The sequence below is a fragment of the Reyranella sp. CPCC 100927 genome (genome assembly GCF_007859315.1).
Classification (GTDB): domain Bacteria; phylum Pseudomonadota; class Alphaproteobacteria; order Reyranellales; family Reyranellaceae; genus Vineibacter.
This window is the reverse complement of sequence record NZ_VOHA01000016.1, coordinates 54,629-74,337: the sequence shown is the minus strand read 5'-3', so window position 1 is coordinate 74,337 and position 19,709 is coordinate 54,629. Positions and strand designations below refer to the sequence as shown.

The window sequence follows — 19,709 nt, the reverse complement described above, 5'->3', positions numbered from 1 at the left end:
GGTCGGATGGTGGAGCTGAGGGGGATCGAACCCCTGACCTCCTCATTGCGAACGAGGCGCTCTCCCAGCTGAGCTACAGCCCCCCGCCCGAAAACGGCGCGGATAATGGTGACGGGGACCGCCGAAGTCAAGGAAGTCGGGGCCGCAGCCGTGCGCAGAAAACATGCTTCCGCACGCGCTGGCGCTTGCCTCCGAGCATGGGCTCATGTCAGTTTCTGCCGTCGGTCGAGGGGTTCCATGAGCAGACAAAAAGTGCAGTCCGAAGCGGCGCCGGCCGCGCTGGGTCCGTATTCCCAGGCGATCGTTGCCGGAGGCATGGTGTATTGCTCCGGGCAGATCGCGCTCGACCCCAAGACGGGGCAGTTCGCCGGCGATACGGTCGAGGCGCAGACGCACCAGGTTATCCGCAACCTGCAGGCGGTATTGCAGGCTGCCGGCAGTGACCTGGGGAAGATCGTCAAGACCACGGTGTTTCTCGCCGACATGGGCGAATTCCAGGCCATGAACGGCGTCTACGCCGGCTATTTTCCCGATCCGGCACCGGCGCGCAGCACTGTGCAGGTCGCGCGGCTGCCGCGTGATGCACGGGTCGAGATCGAAGCCGTTGCAACCCTCTGAGCGCCCTCGGCGCTCGGGTTCAGGAGGTCGGACATGGGAGATATGGGCGGTATGGCGGCCAGTTTGGGGGCCCTGTTTTTCGTGTTCTACCTGATCGGCGTCGCGATCGTGGCTGTGCCCTTCTGGTTCATCCTGAAGCGGGCCGGGTTTTCGCCCTATCTGACGCTGCTCAACCTGATCCTTGGGCTCGGCACCCTCGTGATCATGGCGATCCTTGCCTTCTCGCGCTGGCCGGCCGGCGAGTCGGGTCGCACCTCGACGGTGCAGGACCTGCTGCGCCAGGTCCAGGGAGGCCGATAATGGACTACGGTGGCGGCGCCCTCATCGGCGGCCTGATCATCTCGCTGCTCATTACGTCGCTGGGCATCTGGATGACTTGGCGCATCATCGAGAAGGCGGGTTATCCGGGCTGGTATGCCCTGGCGATCGGTATCGGCGGGTTCATTCTCGGCCTGATCCCGTTCGTCGGCTTCCTGGTCCAGCTCGCGCAACTGGGACTGATGTACGCGTTCGCCTTCGTGCGCTGGCCGAAAGAGGGTGGGACGGTTCCTTTCGGCGGCGGCATTCCTGGCATTGCGCCGAGCGCCGCGGGCTATCCGCCGCAAGGCGGCTACCCGCCGGCCACCGGCTATCCACCGCAGCCCGGCGGCTATGCGCCGCCGGGCTACCCGCAACAGCCGGGCTACCCGCCACAACCCGGTGGCTACCCGCCGGCGCCGGGCTATCCGCAGCAGGGCTACCCGCAACAGCCGGGTCAGCCTGGCGGTTATCCGCCCCAACAAGGGGGCTATCCACAGCAACCTGGCTATCCGCCGCCGCAGCAATACGGCCAGCCGCCAGGCTACCCGCCGCAGCCCGGCGGTGCCGGCGGCTACAGCCCGCCGCCGGTTGCACCGCCGCCGTCTTACGGCCAGCCGCCAGTGTCGCCGCCGCCGTTGGCACCGCCGACCCCATCCGGTGGCGGCGATGGGGAAGCGACGGTGATCGCCGGCCGATCCATGCCGCAAGCCGGCGCGCCGGTTGCGCCACCCCCGGCGCCATCGGCTGCCCCGCCCCCGGCAGCGCCGCCGGCGCCGGCATCGTCCGGTCCGGGATGGACGCTGTCGACACCCGGTCCGGGCGGCACGCCCTTCGTGCTGACCATGGCCGAGGGCAAGAACATCTACCTGGTGAGCGGCCAGGGCGGCGGCGGTGACCTGATCGTGCCGGAAGCGTCGATCGGCAATCCGCATGCGCGCCTGCACCTGGCGCCGGGGCGGCTGGGCCTGGAGGATCTCGGCTCGACCGGTGGCACGGCCATCGACGGGGCCCAGCTGCTGCCCAGCCACGGCATCCGCGAGGTAACCCAGTCGAAGAAGATCCGCTTTGGCGCCCTGGAGTTTTCGCTGGCCCGGGCGTAAGGCCGCCCGGAATCGTCCGCGACGGCATTGCTGTCGCAGACGATGCTTCGGATGACCATATAGTCGATAGCTGAGCCCGTCTTGTCGCATCCCCGGGGCTCGGCTATGCCTGCGCTGACCCTGTTCCCACCCCTCGGAGAGCCCTGGTGATTTCGTCGCTCGCCTACGTGCTCAACCTCCTGCTGACCTTTTTTGTCTACCTGCTGATCGCCCAGGCGATCATGAGCTGGCTGCTGGCCTTCAACGTCGTGAACTACAGGAATCAGGTGGTGCGCACGATCTGGGAGTTCCTGGCGCGCATCACCGAGCCGCTGCTGCGGCCGATCCGGCGGATCCTGCCGAGCTTCGGTGGCATCGATCTGTCGCCTCTGGTGCTGATCCTGATCATCATTTTCCTGCAGCGCGCCATCCTCTTTCCGTTGGAGACCGGACAGCCGATCTCGTTGCTGTGAGCTTTTATCGGGCCGCCGGTGATGGGCTGAGGCTGCGGCTGAAGGTGAAGCCGCAGGCGCGCCGCGCCGCCATCGAGGGCATCGTGCCCGATATCGAAGGCGAGGCGCTGGCCGTCGCGGTCACGGCGGCACCCGAAGACGGCAAGGCCAACGCGGCACTGATCGGGCTGCTGGCGCGAACCTGGAAATTGCCGGCCGCGTCGTTTTCGGTGGTCCACGGCGCGACCGCGCGGCGCAAGCTGGTGAGCATCGCCGGCGATCCTGACACCCTGGGCGCGCTCATCGAGGCATGGCGCGCGTCGCATTCATGATCTATGTCGGCGCCGGATCAACGGCACGGAGAGGTCTGAATGACGGCAAGCATCATTGACGGCAAGGCCTATGCAGCCGGCCTGCGCGAGCGGGTGGCGCGCGAGGTCGCGACACTGAAGGCGGAGAAGGGCCTGACGCCTGGTCTCGCCGTGGTGCTGGTGGGCGACGATCCCGCGAGCCAGGTCTATGTCCGCAGCAAGACGCGGCAGGTCACCGAAGCCGGGATGGCCGGTTTTGACCACAAGCTGCCGGGCGATGTCCCGGAGGCCGATGTGCTGGCGCTGGTCGCCCGGCTGAACGCCGATCCGGCGGTGCATGGCATCCTGGTGCAATTGCCGTTGCCGTCGCATATCGCGTCCAGCCGCGTCATTGCCGCGATCGATCCGGCCAAGGACGTCGATGGACTGAGCGCGACCAATGCCGGCCGGCTGGTGCAGTCCACCGGCGGTGCGCTCGATTTCTCGGTCGCCTGCACGCCGCTGGGCTGCCTGATGCTCCTGAAGGATTCGCTGGGCGCGCTCGCCGGTGCTGATGCCGTGGTTGTCGGCCGTTCGGTGCTGGTCGGCAAGCCGATGGCACAGTTGCTGGTGCGCGAGGATTGCACGGTGACGGTCGCCCATTCGCGCAGCCGCGATCTGCCCGCACTGTGCCGGCGCGCCGACATCCTCGTTGCTGCCGCTGGACGCGCCGAGATGATCAAGGGTGACTGGATCAAGCCGGGCGCCACGGTGATCGACGTCGGCATTACGCGCATCACCAAGCCCGACGGCAAGCAGCGGCTGATCGGCGATGTCGAATTCGAAGCCGCCCGGATGTCAGCGCGCGCCATCACGCCGGTGCCTGGCGGCGTCGGCCCGATGACCATTGCCTGTCTGCTGCACAACACCCTGCAGGCCGCTCGGCGCAGCGTGGGGTTGGGGCCAGCGGCGATTTGAGTTTTTTTGGACCGCGGGCGTCCGCGCCCGCGGTCCAAAAACGTCAGAACGACTTGCTGATGCTGAAGATGGCGCGCGGGGCGCAGTACTTGTAGCCGCCGCCGTTGCACCGGGTCTTGGAGATGTTGGTGTCGACGTAGGTGAGGCCGAGATCGACGCCGTACACTGTGGCCACGATGCCGACCTGCCAGTCCCAGTAGTCGGGGTTGGCGAAGCGCGCGTTGTGCTGGATCGACTGGTGGCCCAGCCCGCCGAAGATCTTGAACGACACCTTGTCGTGGATCTGAATGAAGCTCAGCGGCACCGTGACCATCGCCTGCTTGTACCAGGCGCTGCCCGAGCGGGCGAAGAAGTTGGGGCTGTAGCGCACCTGGCCCGCGATGCTGGCGAAGCCGAAATCATAGCTCAGCGCGCCGCCGAACTCGTCGTAGTGCAGGTGGGCGCCTTTGATCGAGCCAGGATAGCGGTAGCCGATCCAGCCCAGGTCCAGCACCATCTTCTCGTTCAAGAACTTGAACTTCACGCCGGCGACCATGTCGATCTCCAGCGACTCATCGACATCGGGCGAGAAGTTGATGCTGCTGCCCCAGAAGCCGCCGTAGACCGACACGGGCGCGAAGCTGACGAACGACAGCGGCACTTCATAGGTGAGGCCGGCTTGCAGGGCAGGCGCCTTCTTGCTCTGCGAGATGCCGCGGAAGCGATAGTCGGATGTCAGCGTGACGATGCCGGTGATGTTGCCGCCGAACGGGCCCGTCGGATCCGGCGTCGGTGGCTCGGGTGCCGGCGTCGATGCCGGTGCTGGTGCAGGCGCCGTCTGCGCGACCGCTGCTCCTCCCCACAGGGCGGCCATCACCAGGGCCGCCGACAAACGCTTGATCACCATCTTCCCCTCGCATGCATGCCATGGACGTGCGATCGCTGCGCGATCGATGACAGCAGGCTTACAAGCAGGTTCCGTACCACTGCGGGGGAGCTGGGGTGTCGATCCGACCAGCGGAAGAAAGCGGCATCGTTCACGCCGCGATCGCTCAAAAAACGAGCCGACCGTGCAAGGAACGCGCTGACCGTGGCGCTTAAAGCGCCAGTGACCTAGCGGGCGGGATAGTCATGCCGATCGCCGCGGAAGTCCTCGATCGTGCGCTGCCCGTCGCTGGCGGGATCGCCGACATAAGTCGGGCCGATCGGGCTCTTCCCATAGCCGCCGGGAATATCCAGCACATAGGTTGGCTGGCACAGTCCCGACAGCCTGCCGCGCAGGGCGCGCATCAGCGCCTGGCCCTCGTCGATGGACAGGCGGAAATGGCTGGTGCCGCGCGCGAGATCGGGATGGTGCAGGTAGTAGGGGCGCACGCGGGCGGCGACCAGGGCGCGGAACAGGGCCTCGAGCGCTTCGACCGAGTCATTGACCCCGCGCAACAGCACGCTCTGCGACAACAGTGGAATGCCGGCGTCGGCCAGCGTCGCCAGGCTGGTCCGCGCCGCTGACGTCAGCTCGCGTGCGTGATTGCAATGCACGCCGACATAGACCGCGGCTCGCGTCGTTTTCAGGGCCGCCACCAGCGCGTCGCTCACACGGGCCGGCTCGACGACCGGTACCCGTGTGTGGAAGCGGATCACCGCGACATGTGCTGTTGCGTCGAGCGCCGCCACGATGCGGGCGATGCGCCGTGGTGAAAGCATGAACGGATCGCCGCCGGTGACGACCACCTCCCAGACGTCCGGATGGGTCGCGATATAGTCCAGCGCCGCCTCGAGGCCGGCATCGTCGAGCATGTCACCGCCCGGTCCGACCTGCTCGCGGCGAAAGCAGAATCGGCAATAGACCGGACAGGCGTGCAGCGGCTTCAGCAGCACGCGGTCGGGATAGCGATGCACGATGCCCCGGACCGGCGCGAAGGTGTGATCGCCGATCGGATCCGTCAGCTCGTCTGATGTGGTCGTCGCTTCCTGCGCTGTGGGGATGAACTGCCGCGCGATGGGATCGCCCGCCGGCGCGCCCTCGATCAGGTCGAGCAGGTCGGGTGTCACGGCGATGGCATAGTCGCGCGCGACCTGCGCCAACGCTGGATCGCCGGCCGCGGTGGGCGGCAGAACGCCGGCCGCGACAAGGTCGGCGAGTGTGCGGGCAGTGGTCGAAGCGCGGGTCATCGGTCTGTGGCCGCCTTCAACGCCGATTCCGGGCCAGGGTCAAGACCTCACGGTGGCGCGCGCACAGGCCTGCCGGTGAACGGGTTCCAGCCCAGGGCCGCCAGCGTGGCCCATGCCGTCGCCCCCAGATGGGGGCGGTTGAAATAGAAGAAGTCGGGCGTCGTGCTGTCCGGTCCGATGGCGAGCCCGGTCGTCAGCTGCGGTGCCGGCGTGGCGTAGAGCCAGCCGTCAGGGCTGCGATGGATCCGCAGGCCGTCGAGCAATGCCGCGGCACGCGCCGGCTGCCCGGTCGCCTGGAAGACCAGCGCGGCCTGTGCCGTGCCTTCGATCCATAACCCATCGCGGTCGTTGTCAAAGTCATAGCCGCCCGCGACGGCGAAGTGCCTGTCGACGCAAGCCAGGCTTGCCGACCAGGCTGGCGTCGCGTCGGCGAGCAGATGCGGCCAGAGCTGCGCGTCGAGCGCCAGATGGTCGGGCTCGGTGACCGGTCCGAGGGATGGGTCGGTGCCGGACGGTGCCGTGCCCAGGGCAAAGCAGCCGATGGCATTGACGAACACGATGTCGAGGAAGCGGCGCGCCGCACGGGCCATGTCGGCGATTCGCGCATCGCCGGTGGCGCGCGCGTACCAGCCGGCGGCGGCGGCGATATCGATGTTGTGCTCGGTCGAGGCCCAGCCCAGGCGCTGTTGCGCGGGGTCGTAGCCGTGCACGCCGCCTGTGAATCCAATCCCACCGGCGGTCCGTGTGCGCGACTCGATCCAGTCCAATGTCCTTCGCGCGGCGGCGAGATAGCGCGAGTCTCCCGTCGCCTGGTGCAGGGTCAGAAACGCCAATGTCACCCAGGCGACATTGCCGGTCGCGCTGCCGTCCTGGTACGGATCCTCCGCCCAACGACCGGCCGTGGCATCCCACCAGCCCGGCAGCAAAGCCGCCTCGGCGGTGGAAACGGCACCGGCTCTGTAGGCATTGCGCACACGGCCGTCGCGGAAGCTACGATCCTTGTCGAGCGCGTGGAGAAATGCCGCGCCGATGCGCCGGGCGCGCTCGACGTCACCGCACGCCGCCAGCGCGATGACAGTCAGGGCATTGTCATAGGTGAACGCGGTACTGCGCAGGGCTGGTGGAACCTCCCGCTCTTTCGGGCCGGGCCGATAGCTGGCGACAAACACCTCCTGTGTGCCTGCGCTCCTGGCGTCGGTTGCCGTCGCCAGCACCGTGCAGAGCTCGTGCGCGAATTCCTCGGAAACAGGCGCCGCATGTGGAGATCGCCCACTGGCAGCCCACAGGCTCAGCACCAATGCCGTGATGGCGAGCGCGTTTTGCAATGACCAACGCAGCATTCTGATACCCATGGCCATGGTGGGGCTGTCATCGATGGCCACCAAGGGGGCTTTTCAGTGGCGCGCGGCAAGGCCATCTTTTGCAGCCTGTCACACGAGGTTCGCCCATGGCCGCCACTACCAAGCCTGCAGCTTATCCCGTCGAAAAGCCCGATGCCGACTGGCAGAAGGAACTGACGCGCGAGCAGTACATGGTGCTGCGCAAGCACGCCACTGAACGCGCCGGCACCAGTCCGCTGAACAAGGAGTACGGCAAGGGCGACTATGTCTGCGCCGGTTGCGGCCATCCGCTGTTCGATAGCACGACCAAATTCGACAGCGGCACGGGCTGGCCGAGCTTCTGGGAGCCCAAGGCCGAGGCTGTCGGCACCACCGAGGACCGCAGCTTCTTCATGCGCCGTGTCGAAGTGCACTGCGCCAACTGCGGCGGCCATCTCGGTCATGTCTTCGATGATGGTCCGCAGCCGACCGGCCTGCGCTATTGCATGAACGGTGCAGCGATGAAGTTCCTGAAGGAAGAGTAGGAAGTTTCCTTCTTTGGACCGCGCGCCTCCACGCGCGCATCAGTGCGGCGTCCACGGCCTTTCGCTCGACGCTTCGCGTCGAGCGAAAGCGGCGTGGACGCCCGCGGTCCAAAGTTACGCCAGCGCCTTCTTGAACAGATCCAGCGTGCGGCCGTTGGCGAGTTTGCAGCTGGCTTCGCTGTAGTGCTGGCCGCCGACGCGGCAGAACGCATGGTCGTCGTTGGGATAGCCATGGACGGTGACATGTGCGTTGCCCTGCAGGCCGTCGCGGATCTTCTTCTGCGCCTCGGGCGGCACGAAGCCGTCCTTCTCGGCGATGTGCAGGATGGTCGGGTTCTGCAGGCCCTTGGCGTCGTCGAGCTTGCCGTCGATGCCGACGCCATAATACGCCGCGCCCGCCTCGGCGTCCGAGTGGCACATCATCATGTAGGTCAGGAAGCCGCCCAGGCAGTAGCCGGTGACGCCGACCTTGCCGGTGCAGCCGGTCGTGGCGCGCAGGAAGGCAAGCGCGACCTTGAGGTCCTCGATGCCGTTGGTCTGGTCAAAGCCCTTGTACAGCGCGAACGCCTGGTTCCATTCGTCCTGGCTCTGGTCGGTGATGTCGACGCCTTCCTCCTGGCGCCAGAAGATGTCGGGCGACAGCGCGACGTATCCCTGCGCCGCCCATGAATCGCAGATGTCGCGCATCACCTTGTTGACGCCGAAGATCTCCTGGATCACCAGCACGCCCGGCCCGCTGCCGCTCTTGGGTTTGGCGAGATAGCCGCCCATCTTGCCGTCGCGCAGGCGGATCGATGCGTTGAGGTGCGGGTTGGGCATCGGCTTCTCCATTGGTGATGCTTTTATTGAAGGCAGCGACGGTAGCGCGGCACCATGGACAAGTCATCAGCCCGATGGTTCAACGGAGGTGTGCCGGTTCGTGTGACACCATGACGATCTCTTCCATGCCGCGGCGACAGTTGACGACAAGTCGCCTGGTGCTGCGACCAACATCCGCCGCGGACGCCGATCGCGCTTTCGACATTCAGTCGGATTGGGCCGTGACACGCATGCTGAGCATGGCGTCGTTTCCGCCCGATCGGGACGAGATCGGGCGCTGGTTCGCCGACCACCGACGGGAGTGGGCGGCCGGCGAGGCCTTCCGGTTTGCCGTCGAGCGGGGCGGCAGGTTCATCGGTCTCGTCGACGTCGATGAAGTTCGCGGCGGCGACGGCGAACTCGGCTACTGGTACGAGCAGCCTGTTTGGGGTCAAGGCTATGCGTTTGAAGCGGCAAAGGCCATCGTGCGCTTTGCATTCGATGAGGTCGGCCTGTCGCGGTTGCGGTCGGGCCATGCCGCCGACAACGCCGCATCGGGAAAAGTGCTCCTCAAGCTCGGATTTCAGCCGCTCGACACGGTCCAACGACGGTCCCGCTCGCGGGGCGAAGACATCATGCAATGTCGCTATGTTCTGGCAAACCCTGCGCGATCATGAGCCGTCCGCGCGTGCGCTCTCATTCCGGGAGCCCCGCTTTGCGCAGCCCTTCCGCCAGCGTGGCGAGATCTTCCGGCCGGTGGATCGGCAGCCATCCCGGGATATTGGAGATGCGCAGCGCCGGATCGAGCTGGCGCAGGTGGTGCATCGCACGCGTCGCTTCGTCTGTACGACCGGCCAGCGCGTGGCTGGCCGCGATGATGCCGACCACCATCAGGAAGCTCGGCAGATCCCGAAACGCCCGCTCCGCCCATGACGAGGCCGTGTCAAATCGGCCCGCGAACAAATGCGCCGCCGCCATGCCGGCTTGCATGCGATACATTTCAGGGTCCAGGGGGCTGAGCCGCATGGCCCGCGTGAAGTGCTCGATGGCGCTATCCGGCTCGCCGCGCCAGACCCTCAGGAAGCCGCCGAGGAACCAGGCCGCTGCCAGGTTCGGATTGAGCACCAGCGCCCTGTCGAGCAATGCGATACCGCCATCCAGGTCGCCGACGAGATTGCCCAGCGCATGGCCGCTGCGCGTGAGGGCGACCGCATCGTCCCGGCCCAAGGCGACCGCCCGGCGGGCCAATCGGGCACCTTCGGCGATCTCCTGCGGTGGGTCGGCCATCCAGCCGTTGACCTTGCGCCAGAAATGGCACCAGGCCGCCATCGCGTAGGCAGACGCAAAGTTCGCATCCCGCTGCAGCGCATGATGGAATTGCACCAGTGCCTCGTCGATGGACTCGCGGGTGCCCCGATGCAGGTTCGCCGTGCCGCGCAGATAGTAGTCGTAGGCGTCGAGGCTTTCGGTCGGCTTGCGCTTTGCGCGTTCTATTTCGGCACGCTCCAGGTGCGTTGCGATCGCGCCGACCACCTTCTCAGTGACCTGATCCTGTAGTTCGAAGATGTCGCCGAGGGTGCCTTCGAAACGGTCTGCCCAGAGGTGCCCCCCGGTCATCGCATCGAGGAGCTGTCCCGTGATGCGCACGCGGTTCGCAGCTTTGCGCATGCTGCCTTCCAGCACATAGCGTACACCGAGCTCGCGGCCCACCTGCTTCACGTCGACCGCCTGGCCCTTGTACGCGAAGCTCGAATTGCGGGCGATCACGAACAGCCAGCGAATGCGCGACAATGCCGAGATGATGTCCTCGACCACACCATCGATGAAGTAGTCCTGTTCGGAGTCGCCGCTCAGGTTCTGGAATGCCAGGACTGCGACGGATGGTTTGTCGGGCAGCTCCGGTGCCTGAGGGAGCGCGTCGCGCGCGTCGTCGTCGGTGTTCTCGCGGCTGAAACCGGCCAGTGGCTGCCCTTCCGTGACGTCGCCGACAAACCGAAATCCCTTGCGCGCGATCGTTCGGATCAGGCGCTGGTCCTGACCGCTGTCGCCGACCGCCTTGCGTGCTGCATTGATATGACTGGTGAGAGTCGATTCAGAGACGATCCGTCCGTTCCACACCACATCGAGCAGCTCGTCCTTGCTGACGACATGCTCACGCCTCTGCACCAGATAGAGCAGCAGGTCGAAGACTTGCGGGCCGACGGCAATTGCGCCCGGGCCACGGGTAAGTTCCCGCCGCTCAGGGTCGAGCACGTAGTCTTCAAACGCGTACGGCACGCCGGTCCTCCCTGATCGCGCACGCAGGCGCAGATACGCAGCCAGGGCAACAGGGTGGACACCCACCGTCTGGCCACAGCATAGCAGCCTTCGTCGAGCACGGCATCGTCGCGCCGATTAAGGTCGCGCCCTCATTAAATTGGAAGCGCACCTCGCGCGAGGTCCAAGACGTCACAGCCGCTTTGGCAGGCCCGACGGTGGTCCGACCACACTGTCATCCCGCAGCGAGAGAACTCCGCGAACGGCGACTCCATTGCCGGGAGATCCCTCGCTGTGCTCGGGATGACAACGGTTTCCATAAAGCCGAGATGCGCTCTAGACGAAGAATCAAGGAAATTTCAATCTCGATCGAAGGCAGCTGCAAGGTCTTCTGGCGACCGATCCGGCATCTTCCGCTCAGTCGAACACGACACGACGCGGAGAATGACCATGAAGATCCTCGTCATCGGACACCGCCGCCTGATCAGGACCAGTCTGGCCGACAGGCTTCATCACGACGGCCGCGAGGTCGTGGCCGTGTCGCCGGCTCTGGGTATCTGTGCAGCACTGTTGGCGGCTGTTTGCATCGGCGCGATACGCGTCGATGACGCGATGTCCAGCACGTCGAGGGCGACGCTTGCCGCTGTCCACGAGACCAATCCGCACGCTGCTGCGTCACTGCTCGTCGCTCGCTCGGCCACGGCTTTGAGTTCATCCGCACGCGCCCGCCCGACCCCGAACGGTGCAGCGCAGCGCGTTCAACCGGAGCGGAGCGTACGTGCCCTGCTGAGGGCAATGCAGACGATTTGTCATCTGGCGCGAACAGCGTACTTCGCGATGGCCGGATGCCTTTCGCTTTCCGGATCCCCGTGGCTGAGAGCGCTTGCATCCTTCGGCCTCGCCGGCAGGGAGGCTCTCACCGTTCGCGCCAACGGCTCGGATGTTTTGTCGACATCCTGCCATGCAGCCTGAGGCGGCCCGGACGTCTATCGAGCCATGAGGAAACGTCATTTGCGAAGCGCCTGCCCCGAACCACCTGTCGCCAAGGAGCCAGAGATGTCGCGTATTGCCCGAAACGAGAAAGTGACCGGCCCGAAGCTCGATCAACTTCGCATGATGATCGTCTCGGCGTTCTTCGTAGGGATGGCCGCGGGCGTACTTTTGGCGCTCGGCTGGGATGTCGCTTTCCCTGGCTATCATGCGGCAACGATCGACACAGACATTCTCGTGAAGGAAGAGCCGGCCGTTGCGGAACCGGCAAGTTAGGATCCTGACTGGTGTGCCGGAAAAGCGGCGGCACCTCCGGATGGCAAGTGAGTGTAAAGCATCAATTTTTCGAGCCGCTGTGAACTAATATAACCGGCCGCTGCGGCCTTGGACGAAGAACCAAGGGAAATTCAATCCCGCGTGGCGACGCCTGCAAGGTCTTCCGACCTGTGATCCGGCATTCTTCGCGTCGTCGAACCCGACACAACGCGGAGATTGATACATGAAGATCGTCGTCATCGGCGGCAGTGGCCTGATCGGAAGCAATCTGGTCAACAGGCTTCGCCAGAAAGGCCATGAGGTCGTGGCCGCGTCGCCGAGGTCGGGTGTCAACGCCATCACGGGCGAAGGACTGTCGGCAGCCCTGGCGGGCGCCGCAGTTGTCGTCGATGTGGCGAATTCGCCGTCGTTCGAGGACAAGGCCGTCCTGGATTTCTTTCAGACTGCCGGCCGCAACCTGGCCGCGGCGGAAGCGGCGTCGGGCGTCGAGCATCACCTTGCCTTGTCCGTCGTCGGGGCCGATCGGGCGCCGGACAGCGGCTACCTCCGCGCCAAGGTGGCCCAGGAGACGCTGATCACGGCGGCCGCGATCCCCTACACCATTCTCCGTGCGACGCAGTTCTTCGAGTTCATCGGCCCCATCGCCGAAGCCGGCGCACAAGGCGGCGTGATCCGGCTGTCGCCCGCGCTCCTGCAACCGATCGCGTCGGATGACGTCGCGGCGGCGCTGGCCGACCTGGCCGTCGCGCCACCGTTGAACGATATCGTCGAAATTGCCGGTCCCGATGCCTGGCCGCTCGACCATGTCGCCCGGAAGTTCCTCGCCGCTCGGGGTGATCCGCGCCAGGTGGTTGCGGACATCCACGCACGCTACTTCGGCACCGAGCTGAACGATCGGTCGCTGACGCCAGGCGACCGTCCGCGGTTGGGGCCGACCAGTTTTGACGACTGGCTCAACCGTACGTCGGCGCGCTGACCGTCGGGCAGGAAGCGCCTGGTTGTGTAGTGGATGATCTCGCACCCTGTTGACCAACCCGGCCGTCACGCCGGCAGCCCGGCTCTTCGCAGGCCTTCCACGAACGTGGCCAGATCGTCCGGTCGCCGGAGCACGACCCAATCCTCGACGTCGGAAAGCCGCAAGGCGGGCGCCAGACGACGCACGTGCTGCATGGCGCGCTGTGCTTCGTCCATTCGGCCGGCAAGTGCGTGGCTCGCGGCGCCAAAGGCGAACACCCGCAGCACGTCGGGCAGCGTCCTGGATGCCTTTTCCGCCCATGCCGACGCCATGTCGAAGCGTCGCGCGAACATATGTGCCATCGCCGTGCCGGTCTGCATCTGGAATATCTCGGGATCGAGCGGGCTCAAGCGCATGGCATGCGCAAAACGCTCGATCGCATCATCAGGCTCGCCGCGGGAGATCCGCTGGAAGCCACTGAGATACCAGGCGATCGTCAGGTTGGGATTGAGCGCCAGCGCCCGGTCGACCGCCGCGATGCCATTGTCGAGATCGCCGCCGAAATGGGCGAGCGCGTGGCCGCCTCGCGTGAGGGCGACCGCATCGTTGGCGCCCAGTTCGATCGCGCGGTTGGCCAATCGAGCGCCCTCGGCGTAGTCCCGCACGCGGTCGCCGATCCAGCCGTTCATTTTGCGCCAGTAAATGCACCACGCCGCCATGCCATGGGCCGACGCGAAAGCGGGGTCGCGTTCTATGGCCCGGTAGAACAACGCCAGTGCGGCGCTGATGCCCTCGCTGGTAGCCTGATGGAAGCTCGCGATACCGCGCAGATAATAGTCATAGGCGCCGAGGCTTTCCGTAGGCTTGCGCATCGCGCGCGCGATTTCCGCCCGTTCAAGCTGTGGCGCGATAGCACCGACGACACTCTCGGCCAGCTGATCCTGCAGATCGAAGATGTCATCGAGCGCGCTTTCGAAGCGGTCCGTCCACAGATTTGTTCCGGTCGTCGCGTTGACGAGCTGTCCGGTGATACGAACCCGGCTCGCCGCCTTGCGCACGCTGCCTTCCAGCACATAGCGCACGCCCAGCTCGCGGCCCACCTGTTTCAGGTCCACCGCCCGGCCCTTGTAGGTGAAGCTCGAATTGCGGGCGATCACGAACAGCCAGCGATTGCGTGACAACGCGGTAACGATGTCCTCCACGACGCCGTCGGCGAAGTACTCCTGTTCGGGATCGCCGCTCAGGTTCTGGAATGCCAGCACGGCGATTGATGGCTTGTCGGGAAGGGCGAGGACTGGTGCCGAGAGTTCGGTCGATCCTACGGCCTCTGCCGCGATGGTGCTGCCGCCATCCTGGACCGGGAGGTTCCGGATATCGCCAACGAACCGGAACCCCTTGCGCGCAACGGTCCGGATCAGGCGCTGCGCCTCGCCGCTGTCACCGAGCGCCCGGCGCACCGCATTGATATGACTGGTCAAGGTCGATTCGGAAACGATCCGCCCATCCCATACCGCTTGCAGCAGGTCGTCCTTGCTGACGACGCGATCACGGTGCTGCACCAGGTAGAGCAACAAGTCGAAGACCTTGGGCCCGACGGCGACCGTCGCGGCGCCGCGCGTGAGCTCGCGTCGTTCGGGGTCGAGCACATAGTCCTCGAACGCATACTGCACGCCAGCTCTCCCTGATCGCGCACGCAAGCGTCGGACTGCCGGGTCGCTTGGACGGATAACCAAGGGAAATTCAATCACAATCAAACGGCGACGCAAGGTCTTCCAGCCGGCGATCCGGCATCCTCCGCCTGCTCGATCACGACACAGGCCGGAGGTACGTCATGAGCTCTCAGCAAAACCTGGCCCTCGTCAGCGGCGCTTCGCGGTCCAACAATGCCGGCATCTTCGCGGTCGCCTCGATTGCGCACGAGGTCAACCAGCCCCTGGCGGCGATCGTGGCCAACTCACAGGCGTGTCGACGCTGGCTGTCCGCCGATCCTCCGAATCTCGACCGGGGCAGGACAACGCTGGAGCGGATCATTCGCGACGCCCACGCGGCTGCCGAGCTCGTCAGCCGCATCGATGGGCTCTTCAGTCGGGGCGGTATTCGGGCAAGAACGTCGGTCGATATCAACCAAGTGATCGACGCGGTCTGGCAGTCGATGGCCGATGAGATCGCGACGAAGAATATCCGTGTCGCGTTCGAGCTCGACCCCGACCTTCCGCCTGCACGCGCCGACCGGATCCAGATCCAGCAGGTCCTCACCAACCTCATCCGTAACGCACTCGACGCGCTCGATACAGTCGCGGACGACGCACGATCAGTGCAGATCCGCTCACTGTGCGACGCGGCCGGGACGATCCGTGTGGAGGTTCGGGACAACGGGATCGGCCTGACCGAGTTCGAGCAGATTTTCGAGCCGTTCTTCACCACCAAGACGCACGGCATGGGCATGGGCCTCGCGATCTGCCGTTCAATCATCGAGTCGCATGATGGCCGACTCTGGGCATCACCCAACAAGCCAGGCGGGACGACGTTCGTCTTCACGCTGCCGGTTCACGCCAGCGATGCCGAGGCGCTGCGTGCCAGTCATGAGGTCAAATGACATGACAAACGACCCTTCCAGGCTCCTGCCGCGCCATCAGTCTGGCCCGCCGGCGAACAGTGGCGATCTGCAATGTCCCCTCGTGTTGATCGTCGACGACAATGAGGCGGTCCGGGCCGCGCTTCAGGAACTCCTGCTCTCGGTCGGCCTCGACGCGGTCTGTTTCGCATCGACGCGTGAATTGCTGGGCGCCGCGCTTCCGGCAAGACCGGGTTGCCTGATCCTCGACATCCGCATGCCGGGATTGAGCGGCCTGGATCTCCAGCAACATCTCGCATCGATCGGCAACAGGAAGCCGATCATCTTTCTCTCCGGCCATGCCGACGTTGCGATGACGGTCAAGGCCATGAAAGCCGGAGCCGTCGATTTCCTCACGAAGCCGGTGCAGGAACAGGCGTTGCTCGATGCCGTGTCCGCCGGCATTGCACGGGATGTCGCGCAGCGAGCCGAGGATCGCATCGTCAAGCAGCATGTCGACCGGTTTGCCACGCTGACCCCGCGTGAGCGCCAGGTTCTGCATGAGCTGGCCTACGGGCGAGTCAACAAGCAGATCGCCTTCGACCTGGGGATCAGTGAGGTCACCGTCAAACTCCACCGCGGCAACGTCATGCGAAAGATGCAGGCGGCGTCCGTTGGACAGCTTGTACGCACCTGGGACTCGGTGCCCGCCGAGCTTCGCGACAGACCGTGAGCCGCGCGCATCTTCCGCCCACTCGAACACAACACCGGCTGGAGGACATATGATGACGAGCAACGCCAATGGGTCGCTTCACCCGGCCGGTGGCCTCAGCGATGCCATCGAACGCAAGCAAAAGGATCTGCCGGGCGAAGCGCTTCGGCAAAGCTGCCCGGCCGAAGAGGCGCCAAAACACCGGAAAGAAGGGGCCAGCACGCCCAAGTTGCCGCTGGCGCTCATCGATGCGGCACGTGTACCGCCTCAGCCGGACAAGGCCGCCGGCGTTGCGTTGAAAGCGCCTGGCGGAGGTGACGCCACGCCGCGGCGCGCAACGCCTGATAACGCTGGCCATGGCAGCCCTGAGGCGGCTGCGCCGCCCGCGCCGCCATCGCGCAGCCTGCGCCGGCTGATCATACCGATGCTGGCCGTCGGTATCGTCGGCGTGTTTGTGGCGGCCACGTCAGTTCGGTGGGAGGCGTGGCTGGGAGCGGCCGCCGTGCAGACGACGGACAACGCGACGGTGCGCTCCGACGTCACGCGACTGAGTGCGCGCGTAAGCGGCAATATCAGGCGCGTTGCGGTTGAAGACTTCCAGCACGTCAAGGCGGGCGATGTGCTGCTGGAAATCGAACCGGCAGACTACGACGCGGTCGTGGCGCAAGCCGAGGCGAGCGTCGCGGCGGCACGGGCCCAGCTGGAAAACCTCGAGAATCAGAAGGCATTCCAGCAGGCAGCCATCGACCAGGCGGAGGCGCAGCATCTCTCGGCGCTCGCGCGTACCGTTCAAACGCGCGAGGAACTGGCACGGCAGGAAGCACTCCTGCGCGGCAGCCTCGCGGGCACCCGCCAACGGGTTGAGCAGGCGACGGCCAATCACGACACGGCCAGGGCCGCCCAGGCTGCCAGCGACGCGACGATCGAAGCGCAACGCCGCCAGCTCAAGGTCTTGAACGGCCAGCAGGCGTTGCTGCACGCCAATGTCCTGGCCGCCGAGGCGGCGTTGACGACGGCCCGACTGCGCCTGGGCTACACGCGTATCGTGGCGCCGGTCGACGGTGTCGTCGGCGAGCGACGGGTGCAGGAAGGCGACTACGTCAATGTCGGGACCTTGCTGATTGCCGTGGTGCCGCTGCCAAATGTCTACGCCGTCGCCAACTACAAGGAAACGCAGCTCACGCACGTGGCGCCGGGCCAGCCGGTCGAAGTGACCGTGGACATGTTCCCCGGCACCGTTCTGCGTGGTCGTGTCGAGCGGCTCTCGCCGGCGAGCGGATCGAGCTTCGCCCTGCTGCCGCCCGACAATGCCACCGGCAATTTCACCAAGGTGGTGCAGCGAATCCCTGTCCGCATCGAATTCGACGCCGGGCAGCCATTGGTCGAACAGTTGCGGCCGGGGATGTCGGTCGTGACACGGATCAACGTGACAGGTGATGTCAAGAAATCCGCGCAAGGGGTGAGCAGCCATGGCAACTGAGCTGACCAGTGCTGGTGCTGTCTCGACAGGCCGCCCCAGCCACAACCCTGTGCTGGGGGCGGCCGCGGTATTGGTCGGGGCCTTCCTCGTGAGCTTCGACCAGCGGCTGCTCGCGATCGGCCTGGCGGATCTCAGAGGCGCCTTCGGACTGACGTTCGACGAGGGTACCTGGCTCGCCACGATTGCGCTCGCGCCGCAGCTCCTCGTCGCACCCGCCATACCCTGGCTCGCGACCGTCCTCGGCGTGCGCCGCGTGCTCGTTGCGCCCAGTCTGATCTACATCGTCCTGTCGCTGGCCATTCCCTTCGTCCGCGACTACCAGGCGCTCCTCGCTCTGCACTTCGTTCATGGTTTGCTGCTGGGTGTCTTCGTCCCGGTAACGATCATGATCGTCTTGCACAATCTGCCCATGCGGTGGTGGGTTGTCGGCCTTGCGATCTACTCGTTCCGGCTGTCGTTCACGGGCAATTCAGGCGTATCGCTGGTGGGTTTCCATGTGCAGCACCTGGGCTGGGAGTGGATCTATTGGCAGAACGCCATCGTCGCTGTGGTCATGGTGTTGCTGGCATGGCTGGGCACGCCGCGGGAAACCGTCAATCGCCAGCTTCTCGCCAAGGCCGACTGGGGCGGGATGTTGCTGCTGGGCGGCGGCCTCGCCCTGATCTACGCCGGCCTCGACCAGGGTAACCGGCTTGACTGGTTCGAGTCCGGGATCGTCACCAGTCTCCTTGTGGGTGGCGGTGCGCTAATCATCGGCTTCCTGATCAATGAAGCGGTCGTCCCGGAGCCCTGGGCGCATCCATCGGTGCTGATGTCGCGAAACATCGGCCTCGCGATGCTGGCGCTCATGACCTACATGGTCACGAGCCTGTCCAACATGATGCTGGTCCCGAACTTCCTGACCGTCGTCGGCCACCTTCGACCCGAGCAGGTTGGCGACTTGCTTCTCAACTACACGGCATTGCCGCTGGTTGGCGTGGTCGCCGCCGCGGTCTTCCTGCTGCGCCGGTTCGACGCGCGGTGGGTGATTCTCGGCGGGCTGACATGCTTCGCCATCAGCGGCTGGATGGGGACCGGCATCACGCATGAGTGGTCGCCCGATGATTTTATTCCCATGGCGCTCGTGCAGGCCCTCGGCCAGGGCCTCACCTTTACCGGCCTGTTGGTCTTCGTGGTGTCCAATGCGAACCCCGCGCGTACCGTCGCGCTCGTTGCCTACATCCAGGTGATGCGCCTGGATATCATCGAGATCACCACCACTGTCATGAGCACCTGGCTGCGCGTGCGCGAGCAGGTCCATTCGAACTTGATCGGCTTGCATGTGTCGGCGGGCGATAGCGAAGTCGCGCATGCGCTGGACCAGCTGAAGGGACGATTCATCGAGCACAGCGCCGCCGCCGAGACGGCCGTGGCGCGCGCGACCAGTACCTTGGCGTCGTTCGTGCGGCGTCAGGCCGACGTCCTCTCCTTCATCGACGGTTTCGAGGTAACCTTCTGGGCCGCCATCGCCGGCATGCTGCTGGTCAGTCTGATGCGCGCGGCGCCGCCCGGCCCGCTTACGCCAGCCGCGCTGAAGCCGGCGGTCGCGCCCGCGCGGGCGCATGCCACCGCTTGAGATACGCGTTACGATGGTCAAGCGGGATTTAGGCACTCAAGCCAAGGAGCTGGGACGATGGGCATCGTTACGGAGATGCGCAAGTCGCACTGGATCACCCGGTTTTCTGTTGCCTGCGTCGTCGGGATCGTAGCGATCGCCGGAATCTGCTGGGCGGCAATCGGCTCCCTCGATCTCGATCCGGGGGCAGTCGCACCGTTGATCCTGGGAATCATATTCACGGTGGCGCTTGCCGTCGGTTTGATGGCGCTGGTGTTCTACAGCCATCGCAGCGGACAAGACGACGATGTTCGGGTCGAACCCACCGAGCCGAAGGTTGATTGATCGGTGCCCCATCCCCA

At 65.6% G+C, this 19,709-nt stretch carries 22 protein-coding genes and 1 tRNA gene; 16 read left to right on the top strand and 7 right to left on the bottom strand.

The features are described 5' to 3' along the window. Positions 1 to 7: 7 nt before the first annotated feature. Positions 8 to 83 (bottom strand) — tRNA-Ala (locus FQU96_RS30390). Between the two features lie 154 nt (positions 84 to 237). Between FQU96_RS30390 and FQU96_RS30385 the strand changes: the two genes are divergently transcribed. From FQU96_RS30385 to folD, 6 genes are all read left to right on the top strand, one after another. Next, the gene (locus tag FQU96_RS30385; RefSeq protein WP_146545134.1) at positions 238 to 618 is read left to right on the top strand and encodes a RidA family protein; all 381 of its coding nucleotides are present in this window, start codon (positions 238 to 240) and stop codon (positions 616 to 618) included. 33 nt (positions 619 to 651) lie between these two features. Next, the gene (locus FQU96_RS30380) at positions 652 to 918 is read left to right on the top strand and encodes a hypothetical protein (protein ID WP_178130794.1); all 267 of its coding nucleotides are present in this window, start codon (positions 652 to 654) and stop codon (positions 916 to 918) included. Next, positions 918 to 2,018 (top strand): FHA domain-containing protein, encoded by a 1,101-nt coding sequence (locus FQU96_RS30375; RefSeq protein ID WP_146545133.1) that lies wholly within the window; start codon positions 918 to 920, stop codon positions 2,016 to 2,018. Before FQU96_RS30380 ends, FQU96_RS30375 begins: the two co-directional genes overlap by 1 nt. A gap of 149 nt (positions 2,019 to 2,167) precedes the next feature. Then, positions 2,168 to 2,470 (top strand): YggT family protein, encoded by a 303-nt coding sequence (locus FQU96_RS30370; RefSeq protein WP_146545222.1) that lies wholly within the window; start codon positions 2,168 to 2,170, stop codon positions 2,468 to 2,470. Then, entirely contained in the window at positions 2,467 to 2,781 is a 315-nt protein-coding gene (locus tag FQU96_RS30365) for a DUF167 domain-containing protein (protein WP_146545132.1), read from the top strand. The genes FQU96_RS30370 and FQU96_RS30365 overlap by 4 nt, the downstream gene beginning before the upstream one ends. A 39-nt stretch (positions 2,782 to 2,820) precedes the next feature. Further along, positions 2,821 to 3,717, top strand: a complete 897-nt coding sequence (gene folD / locus FQU96_RS30360) for a bifunctional methylenetetrahydrofolate dehydrogenase/methenyltetrahydrofolate cyclohydrolase FolD (RefSeq protein WP_146545131.1) — start codon at positions 2,821 to 2,823, stop codon at positions 3,715 to 3,717. Positions 3,718 to 3,760: 43 nt separating this feature from the next. On the opposite strand, the gene FQU96_RS30355 is transcribed toward folD, so the two are convergent. The 3 genes from FQU96_RS30355 to FQU96_RS30345 all read right to left on the bottom strand — a co-directional run bounded on the left by FQU96_RS30355 (position 3,761) and on the right by FQU96_RS30345 (position 7,250). Further along, a complete protein-coding gene (locus tag FQU96_RS30355) occupies positions 3,761 to 4,603 on the bottom strand; it encodes a TorF family putative porin (protein ID WP_146545130.1) in 843 nt (280 codons plus the stop codon). Between the two features lie 206 nt (positions 4,604 to 4,809). Continuing rightward, positions 4,810 to 5,868, bottom strand: coding sequence for a lysine-2,3-aminomutase-like protein (locus FQU96_RS30350; RefSeq protein WP_146545129.1), 1,059 nt, complete (start codon positions 5,866 to 5,868; stop codon positions 4,810 to 4,812). Between the two features lie 47 nt (positions 5,869 to 5,915). After that, positions 5,916 to 7,250 carry a hypothetical protein gene (locus tag FQU96_RS30345; RefSeq protein WP_255468640.1) on the bottom strand — a complete coding sequence of 445 codons (1,335 nt, stop codon included), beginning with the start codon at positions 7,248 to 7,250 and terminating at the stop codon, positions 5,916 to 5,918. 65 nt (positions 7,251 to 7,315) lie between these two features. Between FQU96_RS30345 and msrB the strand changes: the two genes are divergently transcribed. Then, on the top strand, positions 7,316 to 7,732 hold the full coding sequence (gene msrB / locus FQU96_RS30340; protein ID WP_146545128.1) for a peptide-methionine (R)-S-oxide reductase MsrB: 417 nt from the start codon (positions 7,316 to 7,318) through the stop codon (positions 7,730 to 7,732). 114 nt (positions 7,733 to 7,846) lie between these two features. Here msrB and FQU96_RS30335 read toward each other — a convergent pair whose 3' ends face one another. Next, entirely contained in the window at positions 7,847 to 8,551 is a 705-nt protein-coding gene (locus FQU96_RS30335) for a dienelactone hydrolase family protein (RefSeq protein WP_255468632.1), read from the bottom strand. A 17-nt stretch (positions 8,552 to 8,568) separates the two neighbouring features. Between FQU96_RS30335 and FQU96_RS30330 the strand changes: the two genes are divergently transcribed. After that, positions 8,569 to 9,207, top strand: coding sequence for a GNAT family N-acetyltransferase (locus FQU96_RS30330; RefSeq protein ID WP_370461488.1), 639 nt, complete (start codon positions 8,569 to 8,571; stop codon positions 9,205 to 9,207). Between the two features lie 19 nt (positions 9,208 to 9,226). Here the strand turns inward: FQU96_RS30330 and FQU96_RS30325 are convergent, their stop codons facing one another. Beyond that, complete coding sequence (locus FQU96_RS30325) at positions 9,227 to 10,807, bottom strand: winged helix-turn-helix domain-containing tetratricopeptide repeat protein (protein ID WP_146545127.1); 1,581 nt, start codon at positions 10,805 to 10,807, stop codon at positions 9,227 to 9,229. Positions 10,808 to 11,236: 429 nt separating this feature from the next. Between FQU96_RS30325 and FQU96_RS30320 the strand changes: the two genes are divergently transcribed. From FQU96_RS30320 to FQU96_RS30310, 3 genes are all read left to right on the top strand, one after another. Further along, positions 11,237 to 11,758: a hypothetical protein gene (locus tag FQU96_RS30320; RefSeq protein WP_146545126.1), complete on the top strand. Its 522-nt coding sequence runs from the start codon at positions 11,237 to 11,239 to the stop codon at positions 11,756 to 11,758. A gap of 84 nt (positions 11,759 to 11,842) precedes the next feature. Beyond that, positions 11,843 to 12,052 (top strand): hypothetical protein, encoded by a 210-nt coding sequence (locus FQU96_RS30315; protein ID WP_146545125.1) that lies wholly within the window; start codon positions 11,843 to 11,845, stop codon positions 12,050 to 12,052. A gap of 223 nt (positions 12,053 to 12,275) precedes the next feature. Further along, positions 12,276 to 13,028, top strand: a complete 753-nt coding sequence (locus tag FQU96_RS30310; RefSeq protein WP_146545124.1) for an SDR family oxidoreductase — start codon at positions 12,276 to 12,278, stop codon at positions 13,026 to 13,028. Between the two features lie 65 nt (positions 13,029 to 13,093). Here FQU96_RS30310 and FQU96_RS30305 read toward each other — a convergent pair whose 3' ends face one another. Beyond that, on the bottom strand, positions 13,094 to 14,677 hold the full coding sequence (locus FQU96_RS30305) for a winged helix-turn-helix domain-containing protein (RefSeq protein WP_146545123.1): 1,584 nt from the start codon (positions 14,675 to 14,677) through the stop codon (positions 13,094 to 13,096). A gap of 161 nt (positions 14,678 to 14,838) precedes the next feature. Between FQU96_RS30305 and FQU96_RS30300 the strand changes: the two genes are divergently transcribed. From FQU96_RS30300 to FQU96_RS30280, 5 genes are read left to right on the top strand one after another with little or no spacing between them, the layout of a single operon-like run. Next, a complete protein-coding gene (locus FQU96_RS30300) occupies positions 14,839 to 15,603 on the top strand; it encodes a sensor histidine kinase (RefSeq protein WP_146545122.1) in 765 nt (254 codons plus the stop codon). 1 nt (position 15,604) lies between these two features. Further along, positions 15,605 to 16,294 (top strand): response regulator transcription factor, encoded by a 690-nt coding sequence (locus tag FQU96_RS30295; protein ID WP_146545121.1) that lies wholly within the window; start codon positions 15,605 to 15,607, stop codon positions 16,292 to 16,294. Positions 16,295 to 16,346: 52 nt separating this feature from the next. After that, on the top strand, positions 16,347 to 17,753 hold the full coding sequence (locus tag FQU96_RS30290; protein ID WP_370461453.1) for an HlyD family secretion protein: 1,407 nt from the start codon (positions 16,347 to 16,349) through the stop codon (positions 17,751 to 17,753). Next, entirely contained in the window at positions 17,743 to 19,368 is a 1,626-nt protein-coding gene (locus FQU96_RS30285) for an MFS transporter (protein ID WP_146545120.1), read from the top strand. The genes FQU96_RS30290 and FQU96_RS30285 overlap by 11 nt, the downstream gene beginning before the upstream one ends. Before the next feature lie 57 nt (positions 19,369 to 19,425). Further along, on the top strand, positions 19,426 to 19,692 hold the full coding sequence (locus tag FQU96_RS30280) for a hypothetical protein (protein ID WP_146545119.1): 267 nt from the start codon (positions 19,426 to 19,428) through the stop codon (positions 19,690 to 19,692). Positions 19,693 to 19,709 lie beyond the last annotated feature (17 nt).